General features: G+C 72.8%; 19 protein-coding genes. 11 read left to right on the top strand and 8 right to left on the bottom strand.

The annotated features are described in order from the left end of the window. Positions 1 to 6: 6 nt before the first annotated feature. Positions 7 to 1,176: a glycoside hydrolase family 3 N-terminal domain-containing protein gene (locus tag ACH54P_RS36110; RefSeq protein WP_489907772.1), complete on the bottom strand. Its 1,170-nt coding sequence runs from the start codon at positions 1,174 to 1,176 to the stop codon at positions 7 to 9. A 150-nt stretch (positions 1,177 to 1,326) separates the two neighbouring features. On the opposite strand from ACH54P_RS36110, the gene ACH54P_RS36115 reads away from it, so the two are divergent. Genes ACH54P_RS36115 through ACH54P_RS36135 form a run of 5 tightly spaced genes read left to right on the top strand, consistent with a single transcriptional unit; the run spans position 1,327 to position 6,306 of the window. Continuing rightward, positions 1,327 to 1,905 (top strand): helix-turn-helix transcriptional regulator, encoded by a 579-nt coding sequence (locus ACH54P_RS36115; RefSeq protein WP_489907773.1) that lies wholly within the window; start codon positions 1,327 to 1,329, stop codon positions 1,903 to 1,905. Positions 1,906 to 1,913: 8 nt separating this feature from the next. Next, positions 1,914 to 3,170: an ABC transporter substrate-binding protein gene (locus tag ACH54P_RS36120; protein ID WP_489907774.1), complete on the top strand. Its 1,257-nt coding sequence runs from the start codon at positions 1,914 to 1,916 to the stop codon at positions 3,168 to 3,170. A 6-nt stretch (positions 3,171 to 3,176) separates the two neighbouring features. Then, on the top strand, positions 3,177 to 4,082 hold the full coding sequence (locus ACH54P_RS36125) for a carbohydrate ABC transporter permease (protein ID WP_489907775.1): 906 nt from the start codon (positions 3,177 to 3,179) through the stop codon (positions 4,080 to 4,082). Then, positions 4,079 to 4,894, top strand: a complete 816-nt coding sequence (locus ACH54P_RS36130; protein WP_489907776.1) for a carbohydrate ABC transporter permease — start codon at positions 4,079 to 4,081, stop codon at positions 4,892 to 4,894. Before ACH54P_RS36125 ends, ACH54P_RS36130 begins: the two co-directional genes overlap by 4 nt. Next, entirely contained in the window at positions 4,891 to 6,306 is a 1,416-nt protein-coding gene (locus ACH54P_RS36135) for a GH1 family beta-glucosidase (RefSeq protein ID WP_489907777.1), read from the top strand. The genes ACH54P_RS36130 and ACH54P_RS36135 overlap by 4 nt, the downstream gene beginning before the upstream one ends. A 64-nt stretch (positions 6,307 to 6,370) precedes the next feature. On the opposite strand, the gene ACH54P_RS36140 is transcribed toward ACH54P_RS36135, so the two are convergent. Further along, positions 6,371 to 7,261 carry an alpha/beta fold hydrolase gene (locus ACH54P_RS36140; protein ID WP_489907778.1) on the bottom strand — a complete coding sequence of 297 codons (891 nt, stop codon included), beginning with the start codon at positions 7,259 to 7,261 and terminating at the stop codon, positions 6,371 to 6,373. 145 nt (positions 7,262 to 7,406) lie between these two features. Here ACH54P_RS36140 and ACH54P_RS36145 point away from each other — a divergent pair, with 145 nt between their 5' ends. Further along, positions 7,407 to 8,006 carry a TetR/AcrR family transcriptional regulator gene (locus ACH54P_RS36145; protein ID WP_489907779.1) on the top strand — a complete coding sequence of 200 codons (600 nt, stop codon included), beginning with the start codon at positions 7,407 to 7,409 and terminating at the stop codon, positions 8,004 to 8,006. 111 nt (positions 8,007 to 8,117) lie between these two features. On the opposite strand, the gene ACH54P_RS36150 is transcribed toward ACH54P_RS36145, so the two are convergent. Together ACH54P_RS36150 and ACH54P_RS36155 are read right to left on the bottom strand one after the other, a co-directional pair. Further along, positions 8,118 to 11,699: an ATP-binding protein gene (locus tag ACH54P_RS36150; protein WP_489916836.1), complete on the bottom strand. Its 3,582-nt coding sequence runs from the start codon at positions 11,697 to 11,699 to the stop codon at positions 8,118 to 8,120. Between the two features lie 201 nt (positions 11,700 to 11,900). Beyond that, positions 11,901 to 15,125: an ATP-binding protein gene (locus ACH54P_RS36155; protein WP_489907780.1), complete on the bottom strand. Its 3,225-nt coding sequence runs from the start codon at positions 15,123 to 15,125 to the stop codon at positions 11,901 to 11,903. 275 nt (positions 15,126 to 15,400) lie between these two features. Here ACH54P_RS36155 and ACH54P_RS36160 point away from each other — a divergent pair, with 275 nt between their 5' ends. From ACH54P_RS36160 to ACH54P_RS36175, 4 genes are read left to right on the top strand one after another with little or no spacing between them, the layout of a single operon-like run. Next, a complete protein-coding gene (locus tag ACH54P_RS36160) occupies positions 15,401 to 15,658 on the top strand; it encodes a WXG100 family type VII secretion target (protein ID WP_489907781.1) in 258 nt (85 codons plus the stop codon). After that, positions 15,655 to 15,927: a hypothetical protein gene (locus tag ACH54P_RS36165; RefSeq protein ID WP_489907782.1), complete on the top strand. Its 273-nt coding sequence runs from the start codon at positions 15,655 to 15,657 to the stop codon at positions 15,925 to 15,927. The genes ACH54P_RS36160 and ACH54P_RS36165 overlap by 4 nt, the downstream gene beginning before the upstream one ends. Positions 15,928 to 15,962: 35 nt before the next feature. Next, complete coding sequence (locus ACH54P_RS36170) at positions 15,963 to 16,565, top strand: helix-turn-helix transcriptional regulator (protein ID WP_489907783.1); 603 nt, start codon at positions 15,963 to 15,965, stop codon at positions 16,563 to 16,565. 49 nt (positions 16,566 to 16,614) lie between these two features. After that, positions 16,615 to 17,940, top strand: a complete 1,326-nt coding sequence (locus tag ACH54P_RS36175; RefSeq protein ID WP_489907784.1) for an amidase family protein — start codon at positions 16,615 to 16,617, stop codon at positions 17,938 to 17,940. A gap of 55 nt (positions 17,941 to 17,995) precedes the next feature. Here ACH54P_RS36175 and ACH54P_RS36180 read toward each other — a convergent pair whose 3' ends face one another. From ACH54P_RS36180 to ACH54P_RS36195, 4 genes are all read right to left on the bottom strand, one after another. Beyond that, a complete protein-coding gene (locus tag ACH54P_RS36180; protein WP_489907785.1) occupies positions 17,996 to 19,219 on the bottom strand; it encodes a cell division protein DivIVA in 1,224 nt (407 codons plus the stop codon). A gap of 209 nt (positions 19,220 to 19,428) precedes the next feature. Beyond that, on the bottom strand, positions 19,429 to 21,423 hold the full coding sequence (locus tag ACH54P_RS36185) for an SDR family oxidoreductase (RefSeq protein WP_489907786.1): 1,995 nt from the start codon (positions 21,421 to 21,423) through the stop codon (positions 19,429 to 19,431). Positions 21,424 to 21,522: 99 nt separating this feature from the next. Beyond that, positions 21,523 to 22,197, bottom strand: a complete 675-nt coding sequence (locus tag ACH54P_RS36190) for a class F sortase (protein ID WP_489916838.1) — start codon at positions 22,195 to 22,197, stop codon at positions 21,523 to 21,525. Between the two features lie 342 nt (positions 22,198 to 22,539). Further along, positions 22,540 to 23,997, bottom strand: coding sequence for a SpaA isopeptide-forming pilin-related protein (locus ACH54P_RS36195; RefSeq protein ID WP_489907787.1), 1,458 nt, complete (start codon positions 23,995 to 23,997; stop codon positions 22,540 to 22,542). 320 nt (positions 23,998 to 24,317) lie between these two features. Here ACH54P_RS36195 and ACH54P_RS36200 point away from each other — a divergent pair, with 320 nt between their 5' ends. After that, on the top strand, positions 24,318 to 25,151 hold the full coding sequence (locus tag ACH54P_RS36200; RefSeq protein ID WP_489907788.1) for a Bax inhibitor-1/YccA family protein: 834 nt from the start codon (positions 24,318 to 24,320) through the stop codon (positions 25,149 to 25,151). Positions 25,152 to 25,283: the final 132 nt, after the last annotated feature.

Raw genomic sequence — 25,283 nt, forward strand, 5'->3', positions numbered from 1 at the left:
GGAAACTCAGCAGAGCCCTTTGCCCCGCAGCACCCGGGTCGCCGACTCCTGCACGCGCGCCTTCGGCAGCTCTCCGGTCTCGACCGCCTTCACCAGCCGGTTCAGGACCTCGTCGACCCGGCCGCCGGAGGACCACAACGCCTCGTCCGCGCCCGCCTGCAGCGCCTTCAGCACCGCTTCCGGCAGCGAATACTGCGCTGTGATCGCCTTCATGGCTCCGAGGTCGTCCGTCAGGACGGGACCCGCGAACCCGAACTCCCCGCGCAGCAACCGGTACGCGGCCGGCGACAGCGTGGCCGGGACGCCGCCGGTCAGGCCGGGCACGTCGAGGTGGCCGACCATCACCGCGACCGGGCCGTAGTCGGTGAGGCCGCGGTACGGCACCAGGTCGACCGACCGCAGCTGGTCCAGCGGCGGCGTCACCACCGTGCCCTTGTGGGAGTCGCCCGAGCCGTGGCCGTGGCCGGGGAAGTGCTTCAGCACCGGCTGGACGCCCGCGTCGCGCAGACCCTCCGCGAACGCCGTCGCGTACGTCTTCACGCGAACCGGGTCGGAGCTGAACGACCGGTCGCCGATGACGTCGTCGTCCGGGGCGTCGGTGACGTCGGCGTCCGGGGCGAAGTCCACCGTCACCCCGCGGGCGCGCAGCTGCCGGCCGCGCTCGGTGGCCAGCGCCTTGACCTCGGCCGGGGACTTCGTCGCGGCCAGCTCCCTGGCCGACGGGAGGTCGCCGTCGAGGTCGTCGATGCGCTGGACGCGGCCGCCCTCTTCGTCGACCGACACCGCCACCGGCACCCGGGCCGCCGCCTGGACCGCGTCCAGGGCGTGATCTTTCAACAACGCTGTTGCGTTACCGCCGATGAAGATCCCGCCGACCTGGTTGTCGCGCACCATCGCGACCGTGGTGGCCGGGTTGTCGCCGGACACCCCCACGACGACCAGCTGCGCGACCTGGCCGCGGACGTCGAGACCGTTCACCAGCGACGCGCAGTCGTTCGGCCGCGCGAGGCTCGACGTGGGAGGCACGGTGACCGGCGGGGACGGAGCGCGGGGCGAAAACGAGGCCTGGGGCAGCGCCAGACCGGACACGGTCTGCGGTTGCAGCCCCACGACCAGCAGGCTCCCGGTCACGATGCTCAACGCCACCCCGAGGGCGGCAAGACGTCGGCGGTTCATCGGTCCCTTCAGTCGTCGCGTGTGCCCCGACCGTAGTGGACGCCCCGACTTCACGGCGTGAAGAACGGCGCCACCGCCGTTAGAGAATTCGTGAAGGCGCTCTCAGCAGACTGGCGCCGGCAATAAACCCACTGTGAGCGGGGAGGCTCCATGGACCAGGTGCGAGTGGCGGCGTGGGCGTCGGACCCGATCGCGCTCACCGGGCTGATCAACCACCTCAAGTCCCGCCCCGAGCTGCTCGTCGTGCCACGGGCCCGCCGGGGCGAGGCGGCCGTGCTCGTGTTCGCCGTCGGGCAGGTCGACCGCGAGGTCATCGCCGCGCTGCGGGCCGCGTCGGCCGAGTCGCCCGCCGCGATCGTGCTGGTCGCCGGGCACGTCGACCCCGCGCACCTGAGCCTGCTCGCCGACTGCCACGTCTCCGCCGTGCTGCCGCGGACCGCGCTCGACCGGCTCACCGGCAGCGTGCTCGCCGCCGCGCGCGGCCGCACGACCTCGCTGCGCGACCAGGTCGAGGCCCTGGCCCACGACGCCGCGGTGGCGTCGCTGACGCCACGCGAGGTGGATGTGCTTCGCCTGATGGCCGAAGGCTGGGACACTGCCGAGATCGCGGGCAAGCTCTGCTACTCGGAGCGGACCGTGAAGAACGTCATCTACGCCATGACCAACCGGCTCAACCTGCGCAACCGGCCGCACGCGGTCGCGTATGCCGTGCGGGCCGGGGTGATCTGAGGAAGCCTGTGCGCACGATCGTCCGCCGGACCGCCGTCGCGGTCGCCGCGTTGATCCCGCTCGCCGCCTGCAGCCCGGGTGACGGCGGTGACAAGACGAAGCTCACCATCGCGACCTTCGGCGAATTCGGGTACGCGCCCCTGATCGCCGAGTACGAGAAGCTGCACCCGGACATCACGGTGCAGAACCGCGTCACCGACTTCGACACCCACCACAAGGGCCTCGCGACGCAGCTCGCCACCGGGCACGGCGCCGCCGACGTCGTCGCGATCGAGGAGCAGTACATCCCGCAGTACCGGAAGGCGAAGGACAAGTTCGCCGACCTCGCCGGCTACGGCGCGCGGGACCTCGAAAAGCAGTGGGCGCCCTGGAAGTGGGCGCAGGGCACCGACGGCGCGTTCGTGCTCGGGCTCGGCACCGACATGGGCAGCCTGGCCCTCTGCTACCGCCGCGACCTGTTCGCGGCCGCCGGCCTGCCGGCCGACCGCGAAGAGGTCGCGAAGCTGATGCCGGACTGGAACGCCTACGCGGCGACAGCCGAGCGGTTCACGAGCAAGACGCCGGGTGTCAAGTTCGCGGACTCCGCCGGGACCGTGTACACGGCGATGCTCAACCAGTCGCCGGAGAACTACTTCTCCGCCGCGGACGACTCCTACATCGGCGACCGCAACCCGAGCGTGCGCGCGGCTTTCACCCTCTCCGGCGGCATCGCCGCGAAGGGCCAGACGGCGGCGGCGACCACCTTCACCCAGGCCTGGAACGTCGCGATCAAGCAGGGCTCGTTCGCCACCGTCGCCTGTCCCGCCTGGATGCTCAGCCAGATCAAGGAAGCCGGCGGCGACGCCAACCGCGGCAAGTGGGACGTCACGACCGTGCCCGGCCGCAGCGGCAACCAGGGCGGCTCGTTCCTGACCGTGCCGAAGCAGGGCGAGCACCCGAAGGAGGCGTACGAGCTCGCCCGCTGGCTGACCGCGCCGGAGCAGCAGAAGAAGCTCTTCCTCTCCGACGGCATCCTGCCCAGCGAGCCGTCCGTGTACGAGGATCCGCAGGTCATCGCGCACACCGACCCGTACTTCGGCGACGCGCCGATCGGGCGGATCTTCGCCGCGTCGGCCGACCAGCTGCGTCCCAACTACCGCGGCCTGCGCGACGCCGACGTCCGGCCGGAGTTCGGCCGCGCCCTCGGGCGGGTCGAGGACGGGACCGAGACGGTCGAGCAGGCCTGGACGGACGCCGTCCAGCAGGCCCAGGCCGCGCTGAAGTAGCCACGCGTGCCGCACCGGCTCTCCCGTCTCGACCGCAAGGTCACGCCGTTGCTGCTCGTCGCGCCCTTCTTCGCCCTCTTCGTCGTCTTCGGCGCCTTCCCGCTGCTCTACACGGCGTGGGTTTCCCTGCGCGACTGGAACCTCCTCGACGGCGACCAGGGCTACCTCGGCCTCGCCAACTACGGCGACCTGCTCACCGACCCGCACTTCTACAACGCGCTCGCCAACACCGTCGGCATCTTCCTGCTCGCCGCCGTCCCGGAGTTCCTGCTGGCGCTGGGCATCGCCGCGCTGCTCGATCGGCCGCTGCGCGCCGCGACGTGGTGGCGCACCGGGATCCTGCTGCCGAACGTCGTCTCCGTCGTCGCGATCGGGCTCGTGTTCGGGCAGCTGTTCAGCCGCGACTACGGGGTCGTCAACGAAGTGCTCGGCTGGGTCGGGATCGCGCCGGTGAACTGGCGGGCCGGGACGTGGACGTCGCACTTCGCGGTGGCGTCGATGGTGCTCTGGCGGTGGACCGGCTACAACGCGCTGATCTACCTGGCCGCGATGCAGGCCGTGCCCGGTGAGCTGTACGAGGCCGCCGCGCTGGACGGTGCTTCGCGGTGGCGGACGTTCTGGTCGGTCACCGTGCCGGGCATCCGGCCCGCGCTGGCCTTCACCGCCATCGCCGGCACGGTCAACGGGCTGCAGCTGTTCGCCGAGCCGCAGCTGTTCGACACCGGCGGCTCGGGCGGCACCGGCGGCAACGACCGCCAGTTCCAGACGCTCGTCATGTACCTGTACGAAAGGGGCTTCACGCACTTCGACGCCGGTTACGCGGCCGCGCTGACGTGGGTGGTGTTCGTGATCTGCGCGCTGTTCGCGCTGGTCAACTACCGGCTGGTGCGCCGGTTCGTGAGGGCGGCGTGAGGCGCCCCGGCGGCTGGGTGTACGCCGTGCTGATCGGCGTGCTCGGCGCGTCGGTGTTCCCGCTGTACTGGTCGTTCGTGGTGTCCACAAGGGACAACTCGGCGATCGGGGAGACGTCGCCGCTGCTGCTGCCGGGCGGGCACCTCGTCGAGAACGTGCGCCGCGTCTTCGACACCGTCGACTTCTGGCTCGCCATCGGCAATTCGCTGATCGTCTCCGGGACCGTCATGGTGGCCAACGTCGTGCTGGCCAGCCTCGCCGGGTTCGCCTTCGCGCGGCTGCGGTTCCGCGGCCGCGACACGCTGTTCCTGCTGGTCGTGGGCTCGGCGATGGTGCCGGCGCAGCTCGGTGTCATCCCGCTCTACCTGGTCATCGGGGACCTCGGCTGGTACGGGCGGCTCGAGGCGGTGATCGTGCCGGCGCTCGTCAGCGCGTTCAGCGTGTTCTGGATGCGCCAGGCCTGCGAGAACGCGATCAGCGCCGACCTCGTCGACGCCGCGACCGTCGACGGCTGCTCGATCCTGCGCACCTACTGGCACGTGGCGGTGCCCGCGCTCCGCCCGCCGGCCGCGGTGCTCGCGATGCTCACCTTCATGGCCACCTGGAACGACTACTTCTGGCCGCTGGTGGTGCTCGACCCCAACGAAACGCCGACCGTGCAGGTCGCCCTGTCGCAGCTGGCCAGCGGGTACTACACCGACTACGCGCTCATGCTGACCGGGGCGACCGTGGGCGTCCTGCCGGTCATCGCGCTGTTCCTGCTGCTGGGCCGCCACATCGTCCGGGGGATCCTGAAAGGGGCGCCAGTGTGAGTTCGTTCCCAGCGGGTTTCCTGTGGGGCGCGGCGACCGCGTCGTACCAGGTGGAAGGCGGGGTGGCCGAGGGCGGCCGCGGACCGTCCATCTGGGACACCTTCTGCTCGGTCGAGGGCAAGGTGCTCGACGGCGCGACCGGCGAGACCGCCTGCGACCACTACCACCGCTACGCGTCGGACATCGGGCTGCTGGCAGAGCTGGGACTCGGCGCGTACCGGTTTTCGGTGGCGTGGCCGCGGGTGATGCCCGACGGCCGGACTCCGTCGGCGGCCGGGCTCGCCTTCTACGACCGGTTGGTCGACGAGCTGCTGCGCCGCGACGTCGTCCCGGTGCTGACGCTCTACCATTGGGACCTGCCGCAGGCACTGGAGGACGACGGCGGCTGGCCGTCGCGCGAGACGGCGTTCCGGTTCGCCGAGTACGCGGCGGTGGTCCACGACGCACTGGGCGATCGCGTGAACCAGTGGACGACGATCAACGAGCCGTTCTGCGCGGCCTTCCTCGGCTACGGCAGCGGCGTGCACGCGCCCGGCGTCCAGGACTACGACACGGCGTTGGTCGCGGCGCACCACCTGCTGCTCGGGCACGGCCTGGCGACGCGCGCGCTCACCGAGCAGGCGCGGCCGGGGCACGAGTTCTCGCTGGCGTTGAACTTCGCCCCGGCGCTGGCCGACGGCACGTCGCCGGCCCATCTCGAGGCGGCCCGGAAGTTCGACGGGATCCACAACCGGTTCTTCCTCGATCCGGTGCTGGGCCGGGGGTACCCGCCCGACGTCGTGGCGGACGTCGCCCACCACGGCGGCCGGTTCGCCGCGTCGGTCCGCGACGGCGACACCGACGTCATCGCCGCTGCGATCGACTGGCTGGGCGTCAACTACTACGCGCCGGCCCGGGTGACGCCGCTGGCGGACCCGCTGGCGCCGGGCAACTGCCCGCTGCCCGCGCTGCGCGGCCTGGACGTGCTGCCCGCGCCGCCGCCGCTGACGGCGTTCGGCTGGGAGCAGTCGCCTGCCACGCTCACGTCCTTGCTCGGCTGGCTTTCATCGCGGTCCGGTCTGCCCCTGGTGGTGGCGGAGAACGGGGCGTCCTTTGTGGACAAAGTGGTCGACGGCCGGGTCTTCGACGCAGCGCGGGTGAACTACTTCATGGAGCACCTGCAGGCGGTGCACGACGCGATCCGCGCCGGGGCCGACGTCCGCGGCTACTTCGCGTGGTCGCTGCTGGACAACTTCGAGTGGGCGATGGGCTACTCGCAACGGTTCGGCCTGATCCACGTCGACTTCGAGACCCAGGTCCGGACGGTCAAGGAGTCCGGCCGGTTCCTCGGCCGGGTCGCCAGGGCGAACGCGCTGGGGACCGGCTGTGCCGTCCACGGAACAACGGGTGCCGGGGGACGACACGGCGAGTGAGGTTTGCGGCCGTGCGCCGATGGCGGCAACAGCTGCGACAGTGGTCCTTGCCCCAACGGCGTCCTCAGTCGCCGCCTGCGATGAAGCCGGCTATCGCGGCAGCGACGGCTTCTGGCTGCTCATCGGGGATGAAGTGCCCGGCGTCGGGCACGACGACTCCGGTGGTGTTGTCGGCCCATGGGCTGAGGGAGGCGGCCATGTCCGGGATGGAGCCGTGGCTGCTGGAGATGCCGAGGACGGGCACGGTCACGTGCTGCCGGTTGAGAGCCTGGTGGTTCTTGCGCGCCGACTCGGCGGCGTCTCGGTAGTAGGCGAGGGAGGCGCGGAGGCCGCCGTCGGCGGCGAGGGCCGCTGCGTAGTGGTCGAGGTCGGCGTCGTCGAACGTGCCGGGAGCGAAGGCCTTTGCCCTCAGGAACCAGCCGGCGTATTCCCGTTCGCGGCCGGCGAGCAGGGTCTCGGGCAGGTCGGGAACGAGGTGGAACGCGAAATGCCAGGTCTTCCACGCCCCGGCCGGGTCGGTGGGAATCGTTTCCGGCAGGGAGATGCCGGGGATTCCGGCATCGAGCAGGGCGACCCCGCGCAGCCGGCTTTCGTGGTTGAGGGCGAGGGAGAAGGCGACCCAGGCGCCGATGTCGTGGGCAGCCAGCCAGTAGGCCGGCACCCCGAGTGCCGTTACGGCGGCGTGGACGTGGTCGGCGACCGTGTGGGTGTCGTAGCTGCACTCCGGGCGCTCGGAGTGGCCCTGGCCCGGCAGGTCGATCGCGATGACGCGGAACCGGTCGGCGAGGCTGGGCATCACCTTTCGCCAGGCCCGCCAGGATTGCGGGAACCCGGCGAGCAGAACGACAACCGGGCCGGCCGGCCGGCCGCCTTCGACGGCATGAAGGCGGATGCCGTCCGCGTCGACCCAGTGGTGGGTGAATCCGGCCAGCTCGTGCAAGGGCAGGTCGCGCACGGGGTTGCTTTCGGAGACAGTCACGGGATTCCTCCGTCGGTTCCGGCCATGACCACGACCGAAGGCTAGCACATCTTGAACTAAGCGGTTCAAGATAGGATGTGGGAGCACCCGGAACACCGACGCACCGGCAAGGAAGTACCACGTGGCAGGCAAGAAGCAGTTCGACATGGACACGGCACTCGACGCCGCGATGATCCAGTTCTGGCGCGCCGGCTACGCCGACACCTCAGTGGACGACCTTTCCAGGGCCACCGGCCTGAACCGCAGCTCGATCTACTCTTCGCTCGGCGACAAGGACACGCTGTTCTTGCGCTGTCTGGATCGCTACGCCGCGCGCTACGGCGACAAGTACGACGCCGCCCTGTCGTGTGCGGCCTCCGAGCTCCTTGCCGCTGTTCGCGCCTTCTTCGACGTAACCCTCGAGCGCATCGCCGATCCCGGACTGCCCGATGGATGCCTGATCGCCCAGTCGGTCATGGCGATTCCGGTGCTGAGCCCGGCCGTTGCGGCGCACGCCAGGCAGGCGCTCGGCTTCCAGCGCCTGCGCCTGCGCGCCGCGTTGAAGGCCGGCCGAATGACCGACCAGGACGCCGAGGCCTTCGCCGTGCACGCGGCGGCCGTGAACCAGTCCCTCGCCGTCATGAGCAGAACCGGGGCGAGCCCAGCACAACTCCGGGCCATCGTGGGCGTGACCATTGATGCGCTCGCCCAGGCGTTGCGTGCGTGCGACCAGGCCGGCTAACACGGCTTAGGTCTAAAACCGACAGAGGTTGTCGACCGCTCGAGCGCACCGCTGCTCTGCCCGGCCATCACCCCCACCCCGGGGTGTCAACGACCAGAAGCAGCAGCACACCTAGGGACGCTGCCGGAAGGCGTCGGCCACCCCCGAGCGTGACGGCGTCTCCAGCTTCCCCAGCAGCCGCGCGACGTGGGCCTGGACCGTCCGGCGCGGCAGGGACAGCTCGGCCGCGATGTCCGGGTTCGACCGGCCCTCCGCGACCAGGCTCGCGATGCGGACCTCGATCGGCGTCAAGGATTCCCAGCCGTGGCCCGGGCGGATCGGCGCGAACATCGCGCCGCGGCGGACGCCCAGGCGGCGCAGGCGGGTCTCCGCGCGGCGCAGGTCCCAGCGCGCCACCAGCGCCGTGTACAGCTCGGCGGCCTCCTCGAACGCCGCGTGCGCCGCGTCCAGCCGGCCCGCGCGCGCCAGCAGCACCGCCGCGTCTTCCAGCGCCGACGCCAGTTCCGGGCGGCGGCCGACCGCGCGGAAGTGCTCCGCCGTCGCCAGCACCGGGGCCGGGTCCTCCTCGATCAGCCCGCGGCACCACGACACGGCCGCGTGCGCCCGGGCCGGACGCCGTTCCTTCGCCGCCTCTTCCTCGCAGACCGCCAGCGCCCGGCGCGCGCGGCCGACGTCGTCCTGCTCCATCGCCAGCCGCACGAACGCCGGCAACCACTGGTGCCGCAGCATCATCTGCGCGTACGTCGGGTTCAGGATCGGCTCGAGGATCGCCAGCGCGCGGGCCCGGTCGCCGCGCTGCTCCGCCGCGAGGGCGTCGGCGACCAGCAGGAAGTCGAAGCTCTCGCGCTCGGAGCCGGTCGCCGGGGCGTACTCCTCCGCCGCGTCGAGGTGGGCCGCGGCCTGCGCCCGGTCGTCCCGGCGGCCGGCGATCAGCGCCGCGACGCCGTGCAGCAGCAGCGCCGCCGGGCCGGGCTCGCGCAGGCCGTAGAACGTGATCGCCGGGCCGTCCTCGATGACCGTGTCCAGCTCGACCAGAGCCTCGTCCCAGCGGCCCTCCCAGTACCGGTGCACCGCGGCGGACACCTGCAGCCCGACCGGCAGCGCGTGCCGGGCCGCGACTTCGCCCGCCGCCCGCAGCGCTTCGCCCGCCTCGGCCAGGCGGTCGAGGTTCTGCAGCGTGAACACGCGGTTGTCGAGCAGGTCGAGGTGCAGGTCGGCCAGCTCGTGCTCGTCGCCGACGGCCTCGATCGCCGCGTCGACGTGCACCAGCGCGCGGTCGTGCTCGCGGCGCACGGAATCCACCAGCCACAGCGACTGCAAGGCGTGCGCGGTGAGGTACCGGTCGCCGTCGGCGAGCGACTTCGTTTCGTACGCCGTCTTTTCCGCTCTGTCCAGATCGGACAGGTCGCCGCGGCGGAAGTTCGCCAGCAGCTGCCGGTGCTTGACCCGCCAGAGCTCCGGCACGGCCGGGTTGTCGACCGACGCGGCGAGCGTCGCGACGGCGCCTTCGGTGTCCCCGCGGCGGTGCAGCATCGCCGCGAGCACGTGCCGCATCTCCTCGATGGCGTCGGGCTCGGTGGCGACCTCGAGGGCTTGGCGCGCAAGGGCTTCCGGACTGCGTTCGAGCCGGAAGAGCACCTTGACCAGCGCCACGAGCAGGACCTCGCGCCGAGGATCCGCGCTCAACGCCCGTTCCAGCAGCTCGACGGCGATGAGCGGCGCGCGGTTGGAAACGGCCGCGTGGTGCCCGGCGAGCCAGTCCAGCACCCATTCGTCCACTGTGGCCGGTGCGGCCACCAGCTGCTCGGCAACGCGCTTGACCGGGGCGCCGATCCGGGCGAGCGCCTCGGCCGCCTGGCGGTGCAGCGCCGCCCGCGTCCCGGACGGCAGCCGGTGGTAAAGCGCCTGGCGCAGCAGGGGGTGGCGGAACGCGAGCTGCGTCCCGGTGTCGATGAGGACGTTCGCCGCGACGGCTTCTTCCAGCGGCTCCAGCAGGTCCGACGGCCGGGTCCCGAGCACCGCGGCGATGTCGCCGACGGCGAACTCCATGCCCAGCAACGCGCCCCAGCGCAGCACTTCCTGCGTCCGGGTGGGGAGGAAGTCGAGCCGCCGGTCGACCGCGGCGACCAGCGACCGCGGCGCCTCGAACTCCTCCGGGTCGTCGACGTCGGCCTCGCCGCCGGTCACCTCGACGGCGCCGGCGCGGAGCAGGACGTCGACCATCTCCTTGACGTACAACGGATTTCCCGCGCCACGGGCGGCCAGCTCGCGCAGTCCGGGCCCGGGCGGCGCCCCGATCTGGTCCTCGATCAGTCTCACGACGTCTTCGCTGCTCAACGGCGCGAGGTCCAGGATCACGCCGTCGCGCGCCTGGACACCGCGGCGCAGCTGGGCGAGCTCGGCGCGGTCCGGCGCCGGCCGGGTCGCGGCCACCAGCAGCAGCGGCAGCTGCCGGGTCGCCGCGCAGAGCCGGTGCCAGACCAGCACGGACGCCTCGTCCGCCCACTGCAGGTTGTCGAGCACCAGCACCTGTGGCGAGTGCGCGCACAGCTCGTCGACGAGGGTCAGCAGCCGGTCGACGGCGCCGAGCACCGGGTCGGCCGGGCCCCGGCTGCGCCGCGCCGCGCCTTCGAGCTCCTTCGCCACCCGCGCGCGCCGCGGGTCGGCCGAATGCACGTCGATCGCCAGGCACTCCAGCATCACCTGCAGCGGGAACCGGGTGCTCAGCTCGTCCGCGGCCGCCCAGAGCCGCTGGAAGCCGGGGCCGTCGGGCAGCGTGCTGGTGAGCAGCTCGGACTTGCCGATCCCGGCCTCGCCTTCGATCCACACGGCCCGGCCGCGGCCGGCCCGGACGTCGGCGACGAGCTCGGCGAGCCGGGCCGTCTCGGCTTCCCGCCCGAAGAGCCGGTGCCCGCTGACCACGACCGGCGCGGCGGGCGCGTCGAGGGCCGGGTCCTGGGCGAGGATCTGCTGCTGGAGCCGCCGCAGCGCCGGGCCGGGCTCGACGCCGAGCTCCTCGACGAGCGTGGCGCGGGCGTCGCGGAAGACGTCGAGGGCGTCGGCGTGCCGTCCGCTGCGGTAGAGGGCGAGCATGAGCGACTCCCGCAGCGACTCCCGCAGCGGGTGCTCGCCGGCCAGCACGGCCAGCTCCGGCGCGAGGTCGAGGTGGCCGCCGAGGGCGAGCAGGGCTTCGGCCCGCCGTTCGAGGACGTTCAGCCGCAGCTCGGCGAGGTGTTCGCGGTGCCGCTCGGCGAACCCGCCGGGCACCCCGGAAAGGGCCTCGCCCTGCCAGAGCGCGAGGGCGGCGTCCAGCTCGGTGACGGCCGCCCGCGGATCACCCCGGTCGAGGTGCCGCTGCGCGCGTTCGCGGTGCCGCTCGAACACGGCGGCGTCGAGGGCGTCTTCGCCGAGCAGCAGCGAGTACCCCGCCGGATCGGACACCAGCAGACTGGCGGCCGACCAGCGCGACCGGTCCGGTTCGAGCGCCCGCCGCAGCCCCGAGACGTAGGTGTGGACGCTGCCTTCGACGCTCGCGGGCGCGGAGTCGCCCCAGACCCCGGCGATCAGCTCGGCCCGGGGGACCGGCCGTCCGGCGTTGACCGCGAGCACGGCGAAGATCGCGCGCTGACGGGCCGGGCCGAGGCCGATCTCGGCCTCCCCGCGCCAGGCCCGCAGCGGGCCGAGCACGCCCACGCGCAGACCGGTGTCCGCATCCCCTCGCACGTCGTCGCCGTCCCCTCTGGGGCTCGCGCCCCAGACCCCATCCCCCAGGGACATCTCTCGGTACCGACTACTCCGGTGACCTTACTGACGTGGCAACCCCCGGCGGGGTTGCGCTTGGCGCCGGACTCTCGCGACGGTCGCCCGCTCACGCCTCGGCGGCGGTCCGCCCGGTCATTCCCCGGCGACGACCCGCTGCCGCACCGGGTTGGCGCGCCTGATGCCGAACGGCTGCATGCGGGCCTCCGCGCGGCGGACGTCCCAGACCGCGCCCATGCCCGTGTAGGCCGTCAGCGCCGTGCGGAACGCCCTCCGGGCGTCGTCGAGGCGGCCGGACTCGGCCAGCAGGATCGCCGCGTCCTCCGTGGCCTTGGCCTGCTTGAGGAGCCGTCCGGCGGCGCGGTAGTGGCCGGCCGCCGTCAGGACCGGCTCGGGGTCGCCCGTGACCAGGCCGCGGCAGTGCGCGGCCGCCGCCGCGTGGGCCGGCGGGACGTCGCCGTCGGGTTCGAGCAGGCGCAGCGCCTGGTGGGCCCGCTGCCGCTCGCCGAGCTGCCCGGCGAGCCGGACCAGGTCGGGCAGCCACTGGTGGCGCGCGGCGGGCGGGTAGTTCTCCTCCAGCAACGGCAGCAGCGCGGCCAGCGCCGCCTCGGGCCTGCCCTCCTGCTCGGCCAGCAACGCCTGGGCCGCGAGCAGGAAGTCCCCGCCGTCGGGCTCGAGCCCCGGCGGCCACTGCTGCCGGTGGGCCGCGTCGAGGTGGGTCGTGGCCAGGCCCGGATCGCCGCGGTGCCCGGCGATCAGCGCGCCGACGCCGTGCACCAGCAGCGCCGAGCCCGGGCTGCGCAACACGTACGACGCCGTCTCCGCGCCGTCGCGGATCACCGCGTCCAGCTCGTCGAGGGCCTCGCGCCAGCGGCCCAGCCAGTAGTAGTGCACCGCGCCGGCCAGGTGCATCTCGCCCGGCACCGCGCGGGTCGCGGCGATGCGGCGGGCGGCGTCGAGCGGCTCGGCGGCCTCGTCGAGGCTGTCCATGGTCGGCACGGACAGCGCCGCGTCGTCCAGCGGGTGCAGCCCGGCCGGCGCCAGCACCGTTTCGTCGCCGAGCTTCTCCAGGGTGGCCAGCAGCGACTCGTGCCGTCCGCGCCACATCTCCGGGACCTCGGCGTCGTCGAGGGTCCGCTTCAGCTCGGTCGTCGCCTCGGCGAAGTCGCCGCGGCGGTAGTAGATGTAGGCGAGGATCCAGCGCATTTCGGCCGCGCGCCTGCTGTCGGACGTCCGCGCGACGACCGAGCGCGCCTCGGCCTCGGGTTCCCGGCCGAGCCAGAACAGCAGCCGCGCCAGCGTCGCGGTCAGCGTCTCCCGCGCGTCCGGCGGCAGGGTGCCCTGCGTGACGGCGTGGCGCAGCAGGTCGACGGCGATCCGCGGGGTTTCGGTGGCGACCGTGCCGATGTTTTCCAGTAGCCACGCGGTGATCCACGGGTCGACCTGCGCGGGGGCGGCGGCGAGCTGCTCGGCGACGCGGCCGGCGGGCGCCCCCGCGGCGGTGAAGGCCTCGGCCAGCTGCCGGTGCAGCGCGACCCGCATCGCCGCGGGCGTCTTTTCGTACAGCACCCGGCGCACCAGTGAGTGCCGGAACGCCAGCCGGTCGCCCGACTCGACGAGCACCCCGGACGTGATCGCCTCGTCGACCGCGCCGACCAGCGCCGTCGGCGGCCGCTCGGTGGCGATGGCGATGTCCGAGAGGGAGAACTCGCGGCCCAGCAGCGCCGCCCAGCGCAGGGTGTCGCGGGTGCCGCTGGAGAGGAAGCTCAGGTACAGCGTGATCCGCGACCCCAGCGGCGCCGGGATGGTCTGGCACGAGTTCCCGTCCAGGTGCGCGTGGACGCCGTCGAGCACGATCATCGACTGCGCGAGCAGCGTCTCGACGATTTCCCGGACGAAGCGCGGGTTGCCGGCGGCGTACGACACCAGCAGCTGCAGGCCGGGTCCGGGCGGCGCGCCGACCAGCTCGGTGGCCAGCTGCCGCGTCGCGGATTCGGCCAGCGGCGGTACCGCCAGCACGGTGATGTCATCGTTGTCGAGCTCGACACGCAGGTCCTCGAGCGCGGCCGGCCGCGGCACCGGACGGCACGCGCCGATGAGCAGCAGCGGCAGCTGCCGCGTCTCCCGGCTCAGGTACCGCCAGACCCGCAGGGTGCTGTCGTCGGCCCACTGCAGGTCGTCGACCGCGAGCACCAGCGGCGCCTCCGCGCACAGCTCGCGGACGAGCCCGAGCAGGCCGTCGACCGGGTCCTCGTCCGGTTGCGCGGCGAGCCGGGCGGCCAGTTCGGCGCGGCGCTCGTCGGCGGCCCGCGGGTGCACGCCCAGCGCGTCGAGCAACGGCCGCAGCGCGAACCGCTGGTCGAGCGCGTCCGCGGCGGCGAAGGCGGGCTTCAGGTCCTGGGCCATGGCGAGCACCTCGGCGAGCAACGCCGTGCGGCCGCTGCCCGGCTCGCCCTCGAGCCACACCGACCGGCCGGTTCCCGCGCCGAGGTTGTCGACGGCTTCGCGCAGCCGGGCCAGCTCGGTCTCCCGGCCGACGAACGGGTCCGCGCGCCCAGGCAGTGACGCGACGGGGAACCGTGTCACGCGGGCGGCCGGCGTGGGTTTCGGGGCCGGCTTTTCCCGCAGCTGCTCGTGAATCCGGCGCAGCGCCGGGCCCGGCTCGGTGCCGGAGGACTCGACGAGCCGGTCGCGGACGTCGGCGTAGACGGCGATCGCCTCGGTCCGCCGGCCGGCCTGGGCCAAGGCCCGCATGAGCAGCCCGTGCACCGTCTCGCGGAACGGGTGTTCGCGGGTGAGCGCGGTCAGTTCGGCGACGAGTTCGGCGTGCCCGCCCGACTCCAGCACGACTTCGGCGCGGCGTTCGACCGTCGCCAGCCGCAGCTCGGCCAGCCGGGCGCGCTGCGCGGCGGCGAACGGCCCGGGCAGGCCGGACAGCGGGACGCCGTGCCAGAGGCCCAGTGCTTCGTCGAGGGTTTCGCGGGCGGCGCGGAGGTCGCCCGCCGACTGCCGGTGCTGCGCCTTTTCGCGCAGGGCCTCGAATCGGTGGACGTCGATCGCTTCGGCGTCCAGGCGCAGCGAATAGCCGGAGCCGATCGACGCGAGCAGCTGCGGGCCTTCGCCCTTGACGCGGCCGGGTTCGAGCGCGCGCCGCAGCCCGGAAACGTAGGTGTAGATGGAGCCCTGCGCGCTCTGCGGCGGCGCTTCGCCCCAGACGGCGTCGATCAGCTCCTCGCGCGAGACCGTGCGGTTCGGGTTCATCGCCAGTGCGGCGAGAACCGTCCTACGGTGCGCGGAGCCGAGGTCGAGCTCCGTTTCACCCCGCCACGCCTTGACCGGGCCGAGGAGCTGGAGTTCCAAGGACGCGTTTGGGGGGTCCAGGGGGGCCTGCCCCCCGGCTGGGGTCTGGGGCTCGGCCCCAGAAGGATGCAGCGCGGAGCCGTCCGCAGCCGACATCGGTCTCCCTTCGTGCGCTGACAAAGTGTCACGCGCCGGATGCCTGAGGTGAGCATACGCGGGCGGCGTGATCCGGCAGGCAAGGATGGCGGACATTCGGGCAATGGCGCCCCGCCCGGGTTTCGCGGCGCGGCCGGGTGCGCGACGCTCGGGTGCGCCGACCCGCGTGAGGAGTCCGAATGGCCACCGCCGAGCCCACGGAGGACATGCAGCGTGCCGCCGCGCGCTTCGCGTACGCCATCGAGGCGGCCCATTCCCGGCTCCGCGACGTCAACAGCGAGATGGCGACGGTGCAGGCGTCCTGGCGCGGCGAAGCTTCGGTGCGGTTCGGTCAGGCGATGAGTGACTGGGAGCAGGAGTTCGACGTGATCCTCTCGCGGCTGGCCCGGCTGCTCGAGACGACCGGTGGCCGGATGCCGCGGCCGCGCGTGCCGTGACGCGGCACGAGCTCGACTTCAGCTTCGCCGACCTCGTGCTCGACCGGATGGGGTCGATCACGGGTGAGCTGGGCGAACTGCTCGCCGAGCTGGAGGCCGGCGTGGAGCCGGGGCTGGCCGGCTGGACCGGCGAGGCGCGCGAGCAGTACCTGCGGGCCAAGCGCGACTGGGGGCGGGCGGCCGAGCGGCTGCCGGAGTGCCTGGAGCGGGCGCGGGAGGCGTTCGGCGAGCTGGCCGGAGACTCCTTCACGCGCGTGAAGACGGAATAGGGAAGGCGTGAAGACGGGCCGTCCACACTGCGACCATGAAGCCCGTCGAAGTGACCGTCCTCGCCTCGGACCCGATCACGTACGCCGGCGCGGTGAGCCTCCTCGAAGCGCATCCGGACGTCCGGGTCACCGACCTCGTGCCCGACGTGCTGCTGGTGATGGAGGACCACGTCACCGAGGCCGTGCTGGGGGAGATCCGCGCGGCCAAGGCTTCGCACGTCGTGCTGGTTGTCGAACACTTCCGCGAGAGCGACCTGATGTCGGTGCTGGAAAGCGGCGTCGTGGCGATCCTGCCGCGCCGCGAGACGGGCGGTGCCGAGCTGGTGACGGCCGTGCTCGCCGCGGGCGACGGCACGGCGAACCTGCCGCCGCGGCTGCAGGGGGCGCTGCTCTCCCAGGTCCAGCGGATGCGCCGGGACGTCCTGGAGCCGAACGGGCTGACGCTGTCCGGGCTCGCGGCCCGTGAGTGCGACGTCCTGCGGCTGGTCGCCGAGGGCTTCGGGACCGAGGAGATCGCGGCGAAGCTGTGCTACTCCGAGCGGACGGTGAAGAACGTCCTCTACGGCCTGATGACGCGCTGCGGCCTCAACAACCGCGCCCACGCCGTCGCCTACGCGCTGCGGGCGGGCGCTATCTGAGACGTTTTCGTTGCCACTGTCACCTTCCGGTGGACTAGGGTCGGCGATCATGGTGCTGACCGCAGTGGACATCGCGGCCTCCGTCCGGGCCGGAACCGTCGATCCGGTGCAGGTGACCAAGGAAGCCCTGGACCGGATCGCCGCCGCGGACGGCGTCGTCGGCGCCTTCCGCCGGGTGCGCGCGGCCGAGGCGCTGGCGGAAGCCGCCGAGGTCGCCGCCCGGTCCGACCTCGCGTCGCTGCCGCTGGCCGGGGTGCCCGTCGCGGTCAAGGACGTCACGGAGATCGCCGGGGAATTCGCTTCGCACGGTTCCCTGGCGGGGCCGTCCACACCGGCCGGTTCGGACGGCGTGATCGCCGCGCGGCTGCGCGCGGCGGGAGCGGTGCTCGTCGGGCTGACGCGGGTGCCGGAGCTGTGCATCTGGCCGATGAGCGACACCCCGGACGGCATCGCCCGCAACCCCTGGGAGCCGACGTACGCCTCGGGCGGCTCGTCCGGCGGCAGCGCGTCGGCGGTAGCGGCGGGGCTCGTCCCGCTGGCGCACGGTTCCGACGGCCTGGGCTCGATCCGGCTACCGTCAGCCATGTGCGGGCTGGTCGGGCTGAAGCCGGGCGCGGACCTGCTGCCGGAGGGCGGCTGGTTCGGCATGTCGGTGCACGGGCCCCTGGCCACGACGGTCGCCGACGCGGCTTTGCTGCTCTCGGTGCTGGCCGACGACCCTTCGCTGGCTTCGGTGCCCTCGCCGTCTTCGGTGCGCATCGCGACGTCGACGACGGTGCCGCTGCTGCACACCCCGGTGCCCCGCGAGCTGGTCGCGGCGGTCGCGCAGGTGGCGGACCTCCTGACGGCGGCCGGCCACACGGTGTCGGCGGGAGCCCCGCGCTACCCGGCGACGATGGTCCTGGGCATGACGGCCCGCTGGTGCGCGGGCCCGGCCGAGCAGGCCCGGGACTTCGACTTCCGCCGCCTCCAACGCCGCACCCGCGCGCACGTCCGCGCGGGCCGGCTGCTGACGCGGACGGGATTGATCCGCGAGCGCACACGGCAGCGCTGGCTGTCGCGGGCGGAGGAGTTCTTCGACGGCCACGACGTGTTGATGACGCCGACGCTGTCGCACTGGCCGGTGAAGGCGGGCCGCTGGCACGAGCGCCGCTGGCTGTCGAACGTGCTGCCCTCGACGCGGCTGGCGGGCTTCACGGGCCAGTGGAACCTGGCGGGCTACCCGGCGATCACGGTCCCGGCGGGCCGCTCGGCGGAGACGGGCCTGCCGACGTCGGTGCAGCTGGTGACCCGCCCGGGAGGCGAGTCGTTGCTCCTGGGCTTGGCGGCCCAGCTGGAGTCGGCCAACCCCTGGCCCCGCACGGCGCGCAACTGAGGCACGGAACGGCCCCCTCGTCTCCCGAGGGGGCCGTGACCGCTGCTTCGAACCGTCAGGAACCCGGCTTGCTCGCCGTCGGGGACAGCGGCTTGGCGCCGTTCCCGTTCGCGGGCTTGGTCGCCGGGCCGTTCTGCTTCGCCGGCGCGTTCCCCGGCTTCGCCGCCTGAGTCGCGGGCTTGGCCGCCTGGGGCGCGGGCTTGGCCGCCTGCTGCGCCGGCTTCGCCTGAGGCGCCGCCTTGGCCGGCGCGGCCGCCTTCGCCGCGGGCTTGGCCGAAGCCGGAACCTGCGGCTGGACCACCGGGACCACGGGCGCCGAAGGCGTCGTCGCCGACTCGGAGTCGTCGCCGCCGACCAGCCTGGATGCCTGCGGGATCACCGCTTCCTCCGGCAGCGTCGCCAGCTGCGTCTCGCTGCGGTTGAGGATGTCCTCCGCCATCGCCAGGCTCTTGCGCGCCTGCTCGCGGATCTCCGCCAGCCGCTCGACCTTGCGGTTCGCCGCCGTCGTGCGCTGGGCCGCCTGGGTCGTCGCCTCGTCGAGGCGCCGCTTGGCTTCCGCCGTCGCCTCGTCCAGCCGGCGCTTGGCCTCCGCCGTCGCCTCCGCGAGCCGGCGCTCGGCCTGGTTCTTGCTCGCCGTCCGCTGGTCGGCGACGTGCTTCTCCAGCGCCGCCCGCTGGGCCGCCTGGGACGCCTCGAACTCGCGCTCGATCTTCCGCCGCTTCCGCTCCGCCTCGTTGTCCAGCAGCTCGCGCCGCTGGGCCGCCTCGACGGTCAGCCGCTGCACCTCGGCCCGCGTCTCCGCCAGGGCGCTCTCGTGCTCGGAGTGCAGGAGGTCGGCCTGCTTGTCCAGTTCCGCGACCAGCTTCGTGTACCGCTCACGCAGCTTCTTCGACGCCTCGGTCGACGACGCCCACGTCTTCTCCGCGGCCGCTTCGGCGCGCTTGATGATCTCCTCCGCGCGCGCCTGGGCGAGCGTCACCGTCCGCTGCATCCGCTCGTCGAGGTCCTCGAGCCGCTCCGGCGGCTTCTTGAGCTCCTCGACGCGCGCTTCCAGGGAAGCGACCTGCTGCCGGACGGACTCCAGCTCGCGGGTCGCGGCGGCGGCCTGCGCCACCGCGGCGTCGCGATCGCTGAGCACCCGGCGCAGCTGCGCCTCGACGTGGTCGAGGTACTGCCGGACTTCGTTGCGGTCGAAGCCGTGCCAGGCCTGGGTGTATTCACGACGGAGGGGAAGAAGGCCGTTGAGGGCGGTTGCGGCGGGATCGCGCTCAGGAACCATGCGCCCGACCGTACCCGGGCACCCACCGCTTACGCCGGTCGGCTTAACAAATCACCAACACGTGTCGCGGTTCTGGCGGCGCGTCGCCGGAATGGCCGCACCCCGGAAACGCAGAGTGAGGCTTATTCAGCCGTCGGCCGCCGCATCACATCCGTGCTGACCAGCGGTCTGCGCGCAGGGCGCGGCGGCCTGACCGGAATAAGCCTCGGTCACCAGTGGAAGCCGCGCGAAAGCCGGGCGAGAGCCATCGCGGCGCGCGAGAGGTGTTTCTCGCCACGCCCGATCTTCAACTCGCCCGAACCGCCCGCGGCGGTCGAATCCGGGAAGATCCGGAAACCCTGGTACGCGATCGCGTCGGTGAGGCCCGGCGTGAGCGTGTAGGCCAGCCCGATCGCCTGCCCGGCCGGGGTCCCGATGTGCTTCGGCCGCTCGATGAGCGCCTTCATCACCATGTCCGCGGCCTGTTCCGGCGACTTCGTCGGGAACGCGTCGTAGATCTTCGTCGGGCGGATCATCGGCGTGCGCACCAGTGGCATGTGGATCGTGGTGAACGTGATCCCGTCGCCGTGCGTCTCGGTCGCCGCGATCCGCGAGAAGTAGTCCAGCGCCGCCTTCGAAGCCGCGTACGCCGAGAAGCGCGGCGCGATGCCCTGCACGCCGATCGACGACACGTTCACGATGTGCCCGAACTTCCGCTCGGACATGTGCGGCAGCACCGCGAGGATCAGCCGCACCGCGCCGAAGTAGTTGATCGCCATCGCGCGCTCGTAGTCGTGCATCCGGTCGTAGGACAGCTTGATCGACCGGCGGATCGACCGGCCGGCGTTGTTGACCAGCATGTCGATCCGGCCGTGCTCGGCCAGCATCGCGTCGACGGCCTTGTGCACCGAGTCCTCGTCGGTCAGGTCGGCCGGGTACACCGACGCGGTGCCGCCGGCGGCGACGATCTCGTCGCGGACCTCTTCGAGCTCGTGCTGGCGGCGCGCGACGAGCAGCGGGACGCCACCCGCGGCGGCGACCTGCAACGCGGTCGCGCGGCCGATGCCCGAGGACGCGCCGGTGATGATCACGCGGCGGCCGTCCAGCTCGCCGCGCGGGCCGTGCTTGCGCGCGCGGAACGGGTCGAGGTGCTCGCGCCAGTAGCGCCACAGCGTCGGCGCGTACTCCTCCAGCCGCGGCACCTCGACGGTGCCGGCGAGCGCCTTGCGCGTCTCGGTCGAGGAGAACACCGACGGGAACGCCATGGTGTCCAGCAGCACCGGCGGGATGCCGAACCGCTCCAGGACGGCGTCGCGGGCGATGGTGACGCCGGGGATGTGCTCGGTCAGCTTGACCAGCCCGACGATCCGCTTGGAGAGGCCTTCCCCGAGCTGCGCCGTGATCGTCGGCGCGCCCGCGGCCCTCGCGAAGGCGTTGTACACCGAGACGACCGGCTGCGGCTCGGGGTTGACCAGGTGGAAGGCGTGGCCGTCGAGACCCGGCTTGACGACGAGCTCCAGCAGCGCCTTGGCGACGTAGTCGACCGGCACGATGTTGGTGTCGCCGAGGTCCGGTCCGACGATCGGCAGCACGTCCGGCAGCCCGGCGAGCCGGTTGATCGCGGGGAAGAGGTAGTACGGGCCGTCGATCTTGTCCATCTCGCCGGTCTCGGAGTGCCCGACGACGACGGCGGGCCGGTACACCCGCCACGGCACCCGGTCCTGCTCGCGGACGATCTTCTCGGCTTCGAACTTGGTCCGGTGGTACGGCGTCACCAGCCGCTGCCCGGCGTCGAACATCTCCTCCGTGAAAACGCCTTCGTGGTCGCCCGCGACGGCCACCGAGGACACGTGGTGCAGGCAGCCGGCGCGCAGGTCCGCGGCGAGGTCGACGACGGCGCGCGTGCCGTCCACGTTGGCCTTGATGCTGGCTTCGTCGTCGGCGGTGAGGTCGTAGAGGGCGGCCAGGTGCACGACGTGGTCGACGCTCCCGCGCAGCTCGTCGCGATCGGTTTCGGAGACGCCGAGCATCGGCTCGCCGAGGTCGCCGGTGACGAGCGTGACGCGGTCGGAGTGCGGCCACTGGTCGACCAGCGCGGCCAGCTTGGCCCGGCTCGACGCGCGGACGAGCAGCGCGACGCGGTTGTCGTCGGGGCGGGAGAGCAGCAGCCGGGTGAACTGGCGCCCGATCAGTCCGGTCGCCCCGGTCACCAAGAACGTCGCCATCGTCTCTCACCTCTCGCCGCATCGCCTGACCCTGGGCATTCTGCTGCATCACGACGTCCGTGACCACCTTGTGACGACGTGATGTTACCCACGAGTAACTTAGGCGGGGTCGGCGATGACGACCCGGTTCTCCTCGTACCCGTCCGAGCCGCCCACCCAGCGGCCGCCGCAGGTCACCAGCACCACGCGGTGCGGGCCGGACTGGCCGAACAGGTTGTCGGCGCGCGCGGGCAGGTCGTTCTTGTGCACGGTGACCAGTTGCGAGACCCGGTACCGCCACGTCTTCCCGGAATTGTCCACAACGGACACTTCGGCGCCGATGCCGATGGTCCACAGTTCGGCGAACGGCCCGGTCGCGCCCCGCCAGTTCACGTGACCGGCGAACACGCTCGCCCCGCTCGCCGCGGTCAGCTCGGCGCCCCACCAGGTCGCCTGCCCGAGGTCGGCGGGGACCGGCAGCTCGCCACCGGGGCCGAGCGCCTTGCGCACCAGCGCGGCGGTGCCACCGCCGGGCAGCCGGACGGTGCCGGGCCGCTGCGGAGGCGGCGGCGGAGGAGGTGCGAGGGACGACGGCGACTGCGCGGCCGGGGCGGCGGGCGCCGTGCTCGAGGGCGTGGGGGAGGTCGGGGCGGGAGGAGCCGCGGCGGCGGGGGCGGCACCCGCGGCGGGCAGGGCGGTACCGGCCACGACCGCCACGGGAGGCGAGGTGATCACGGCGGAGCCGAGCTGGACGGCGAGCACGGTGGCGGCCCCGAGAGCGAACCCGGCGAGCAGCCGCCCACGGCCCGCTCTGGGTGCGGCCCGGTCCCAGGTGCCGGGTTGGTCGCTTGGGTCGCTCGCCGGTCGGCCGTGGCTCGGCTCGGCGCCGGCCCAGGCTCCGGCGTCACCGCTGACGCCAGCCCAGCCTCTGGCGTGGTCGCTCGCCGGTCGGCCGTGGCCTGGCGCGGCGGCGGCCCAGGCTCCGGCGTCGTTGCTCTCCGGTCGGCCGTGGCCCGGAGCAGCGGCGGTCCACCCTCCGCTGTCGTCGCTGGTCCAGAGGCTGCCGCTCGCGTCCGGCCAGCTTCCAGCGCTGCCGTTCGCGTCCGGCCACCCTCCGCCGTTTTCCCCTGCCACGCCCTACCGCCGAGAGACCCGCCGCGCGGCGAAGCCGACCAGGCCGGCGCCCACCAGGGCGAGCAGGCCGAGCCCGGCCACGCCCGGCACCGAGTAGCTCGTCTCCACCGCGCCCCGCGCCTGCGCCACCGGCTGGTCGCCGGCCGGGATTGCGCGGGGCACTTCGTTCGGCTTGTTCGTCACCGTCAGCGCGAGGGTCTCGCCCGGCTTCACCGTGCCGCACGCCGACGGCGGGTTCTGCGGGTCGTACGCGTTCGTGTAGCCCGGTGGCGGGCTCGCCTCCACGAGGCAGATCTCCTGCGGCGCCCGTAGGTTCTCGACGGTGACCGCGCCGGTCTTGCCGTCGGTCGTGACGACCGCGGGCTTGCCGTCGGCGCCGGTGAGCGGCTTCCCGTCCTGGCCGAGCGCGGCCGACGTCCGGTCCTTGCCGGTGATCCGCAGGACGGCGCCGCCGACGCCCTTGCCCGTGTTCGCGTCGGTCTTCGTCACCTGCACCTTGCCGGGCTTGGCGACGCTGACGACGCCCTGCGCGGTCAGCTCCTTCTCGCCGCCGGTGGAAACGACGCGCTGCTTCCCGGTGTCGACCGGCACCCGCACGTACGGCCGGTCGGCGGGCGCGGACAGCGACGCCGCCAGCTTCGGCTGGTCACCGGCCGGGGTGAGCTGCACCTTCACGGTGCCGTCCGCGTCCGTCTCGAAGGCGACGTTCTTCGCGGCGGCGCCCTGCGGGCTCGAGTTCCCGGCGGTGTCCGCGGGGGGCACCACGTCGGCGTCGGTCACGGTCAGCTTCACCGGGACGTCCGGGACGCCCTTGCCTTCGGCGTTCTTCACGGTGACCGTCCACTCGGCGGGTTCGCCGAGGTGCTGGTCGCCCTTCGGCGGCGTCACCGACGCCGTCCACGGCCCGTGGTTGGCCTCCGCCTCGGTCCGCAGCCGCTCGACGGCCGCCTTGGCGTCCGCGGGCAGCAGGTCGAGGTGGTACTGCGCGTCGTAGCCGATCTCGTCGGCGTGGAGCGACGGGTCGAGGTCGGCCGGCGTGCGCGGGGCCGCGGTCCACGAGTGCAGGAGGTGGGCGAGCGCGGCCGCTTCCTCCGGCTTCTTCGTGTCGCCGTAGCGCAGGAGGAGGTAGGAGATGTTCGCCGCCTGGTCGGCGGGCAGCTTCGTGCCCCACTTGGTGAGCAGCTCGTCCCCGGGCCGGTACTCCTCGTCGGTGTCCGGCGCCTTGAGCTGGAAGCTCACGCAGAACACCTGCTCGCCGCCGACGAGGTAGGAACCGAGCCAGTTGCGGCTCGGCCGGGGAGTCATGTCCTGGCCGGGCTTGACCTCGTAGCCGATGCCCTCCTGGCTGGCGGCCGAGGCCGCGGGGGCGCCGACCGTGACGGAGAGCGTTCCGAGCAGGGCCGCGGCGATCAGGCCGGTGAGCGCGCGACGACCCGCGCGCGGGCGTGCAGACCACCCCATGGTGTGTAGGCTCCTTCGTCGGACGCGCGGGGACACGGGTGCGTCTCCGCAGGTCACACGATTGATCAACTCCCCGACGCGCATCCGGTGAACATCCGGGCACACCTGGTGAGCGTCGCCCGGATGGGTGGGCGGTGTCCAGCGGCCATCGGGGTGGCTGTCGATGAACGGTCGTGATCTCCGTCGCATACCGTGTCGGCCGAGGCCAGAGACCTGCCGTCGAGTAAAGTCGTCTTTACTCGACGGGAACCGCACGTCCCCGGCGGTCGTTGAACCCGATGCAGCGTCGATCCACGAAGCAGCAGATCCAGGAGGATCAGGTGCGTTCCAGTAGCAACCCGGCGTTCCGCAACCTGCCGCACGGCGGAACGCAGACATACGGCCAGTACGGCCCCCCGGTGGGCTTCAACCAGCCCCAGGGCGGCGTGCCCGGGTACGGACCCGGCCAGGTCACCTCCGGCGAGGGCGACCGCCCGATGACCGTCGACGACGTCGTCGTCAAGACGGGCATGAGCCTCGGCGTCGCGCTGCTCGTCGGCATCGTCACCGCGATCTGGGCCAAGAGCGAGCTGGCCGGCACCGGCGGGCTCTCGCCGGCCCTCATCGGCGCGATGCTCGGCGGTCTGGTCGTCGGCCTCGTCATCTCCCTGGTGATCATCTTCCGCCAGAAGCCGAGCGGCCCGCTGACGCTGACGTACTCGGCGGCCGAAGGTCTGTTCCTCGGTGCGCTGAGCGGCGTGTTCGAGGCGATCTACCCCGGCATCGCGCTGCAGGCGATCATCGGCACCGCGGGTGTCTTCATCGGCATGCTGGTCGTCTACAAGACCGGCGCGGTCAAGGTGACGCCGAAGCTGACCAAGTGGATCGTCGGCGCCGTCGTCGGCGCGGCGATCCTGATGCTGTTCAACCTGATCAGCTCGCTGGCCTTCGGCTTCAACCCGCTGCGCGACGGCGGCCCGCTCGCGATCGTCTTCAGCCTCGTCTGCATCGGCATCGCGGCGTTCAGCTTCCTGCTCGACTTCGACCAGGCGGACCGGATGATCCGCGAGGGCATGCCGTCGAAGTGGGCCTGGTACACCGCGTTCGGCCTGATGACGACGCTCGTCTGGCTGTACCTGGAGATCCTGCGGCTGCTGTCCTACCTCCGCGAGTAACCCGGCTCGCAGTTCCGATAGGCCCCACAGTGAAGGCGCTCCGTAACCAACGGGGCGCCTTTTCTGTGGGTTACTTGCTCTTTGGTGGACCCCGATGCGGACGACGCTCACCCTACGTGTTTGATGTGGCGG

This window comes from Amycolatopsis sp. N2S4-7, from assembly GCF_058119595.1.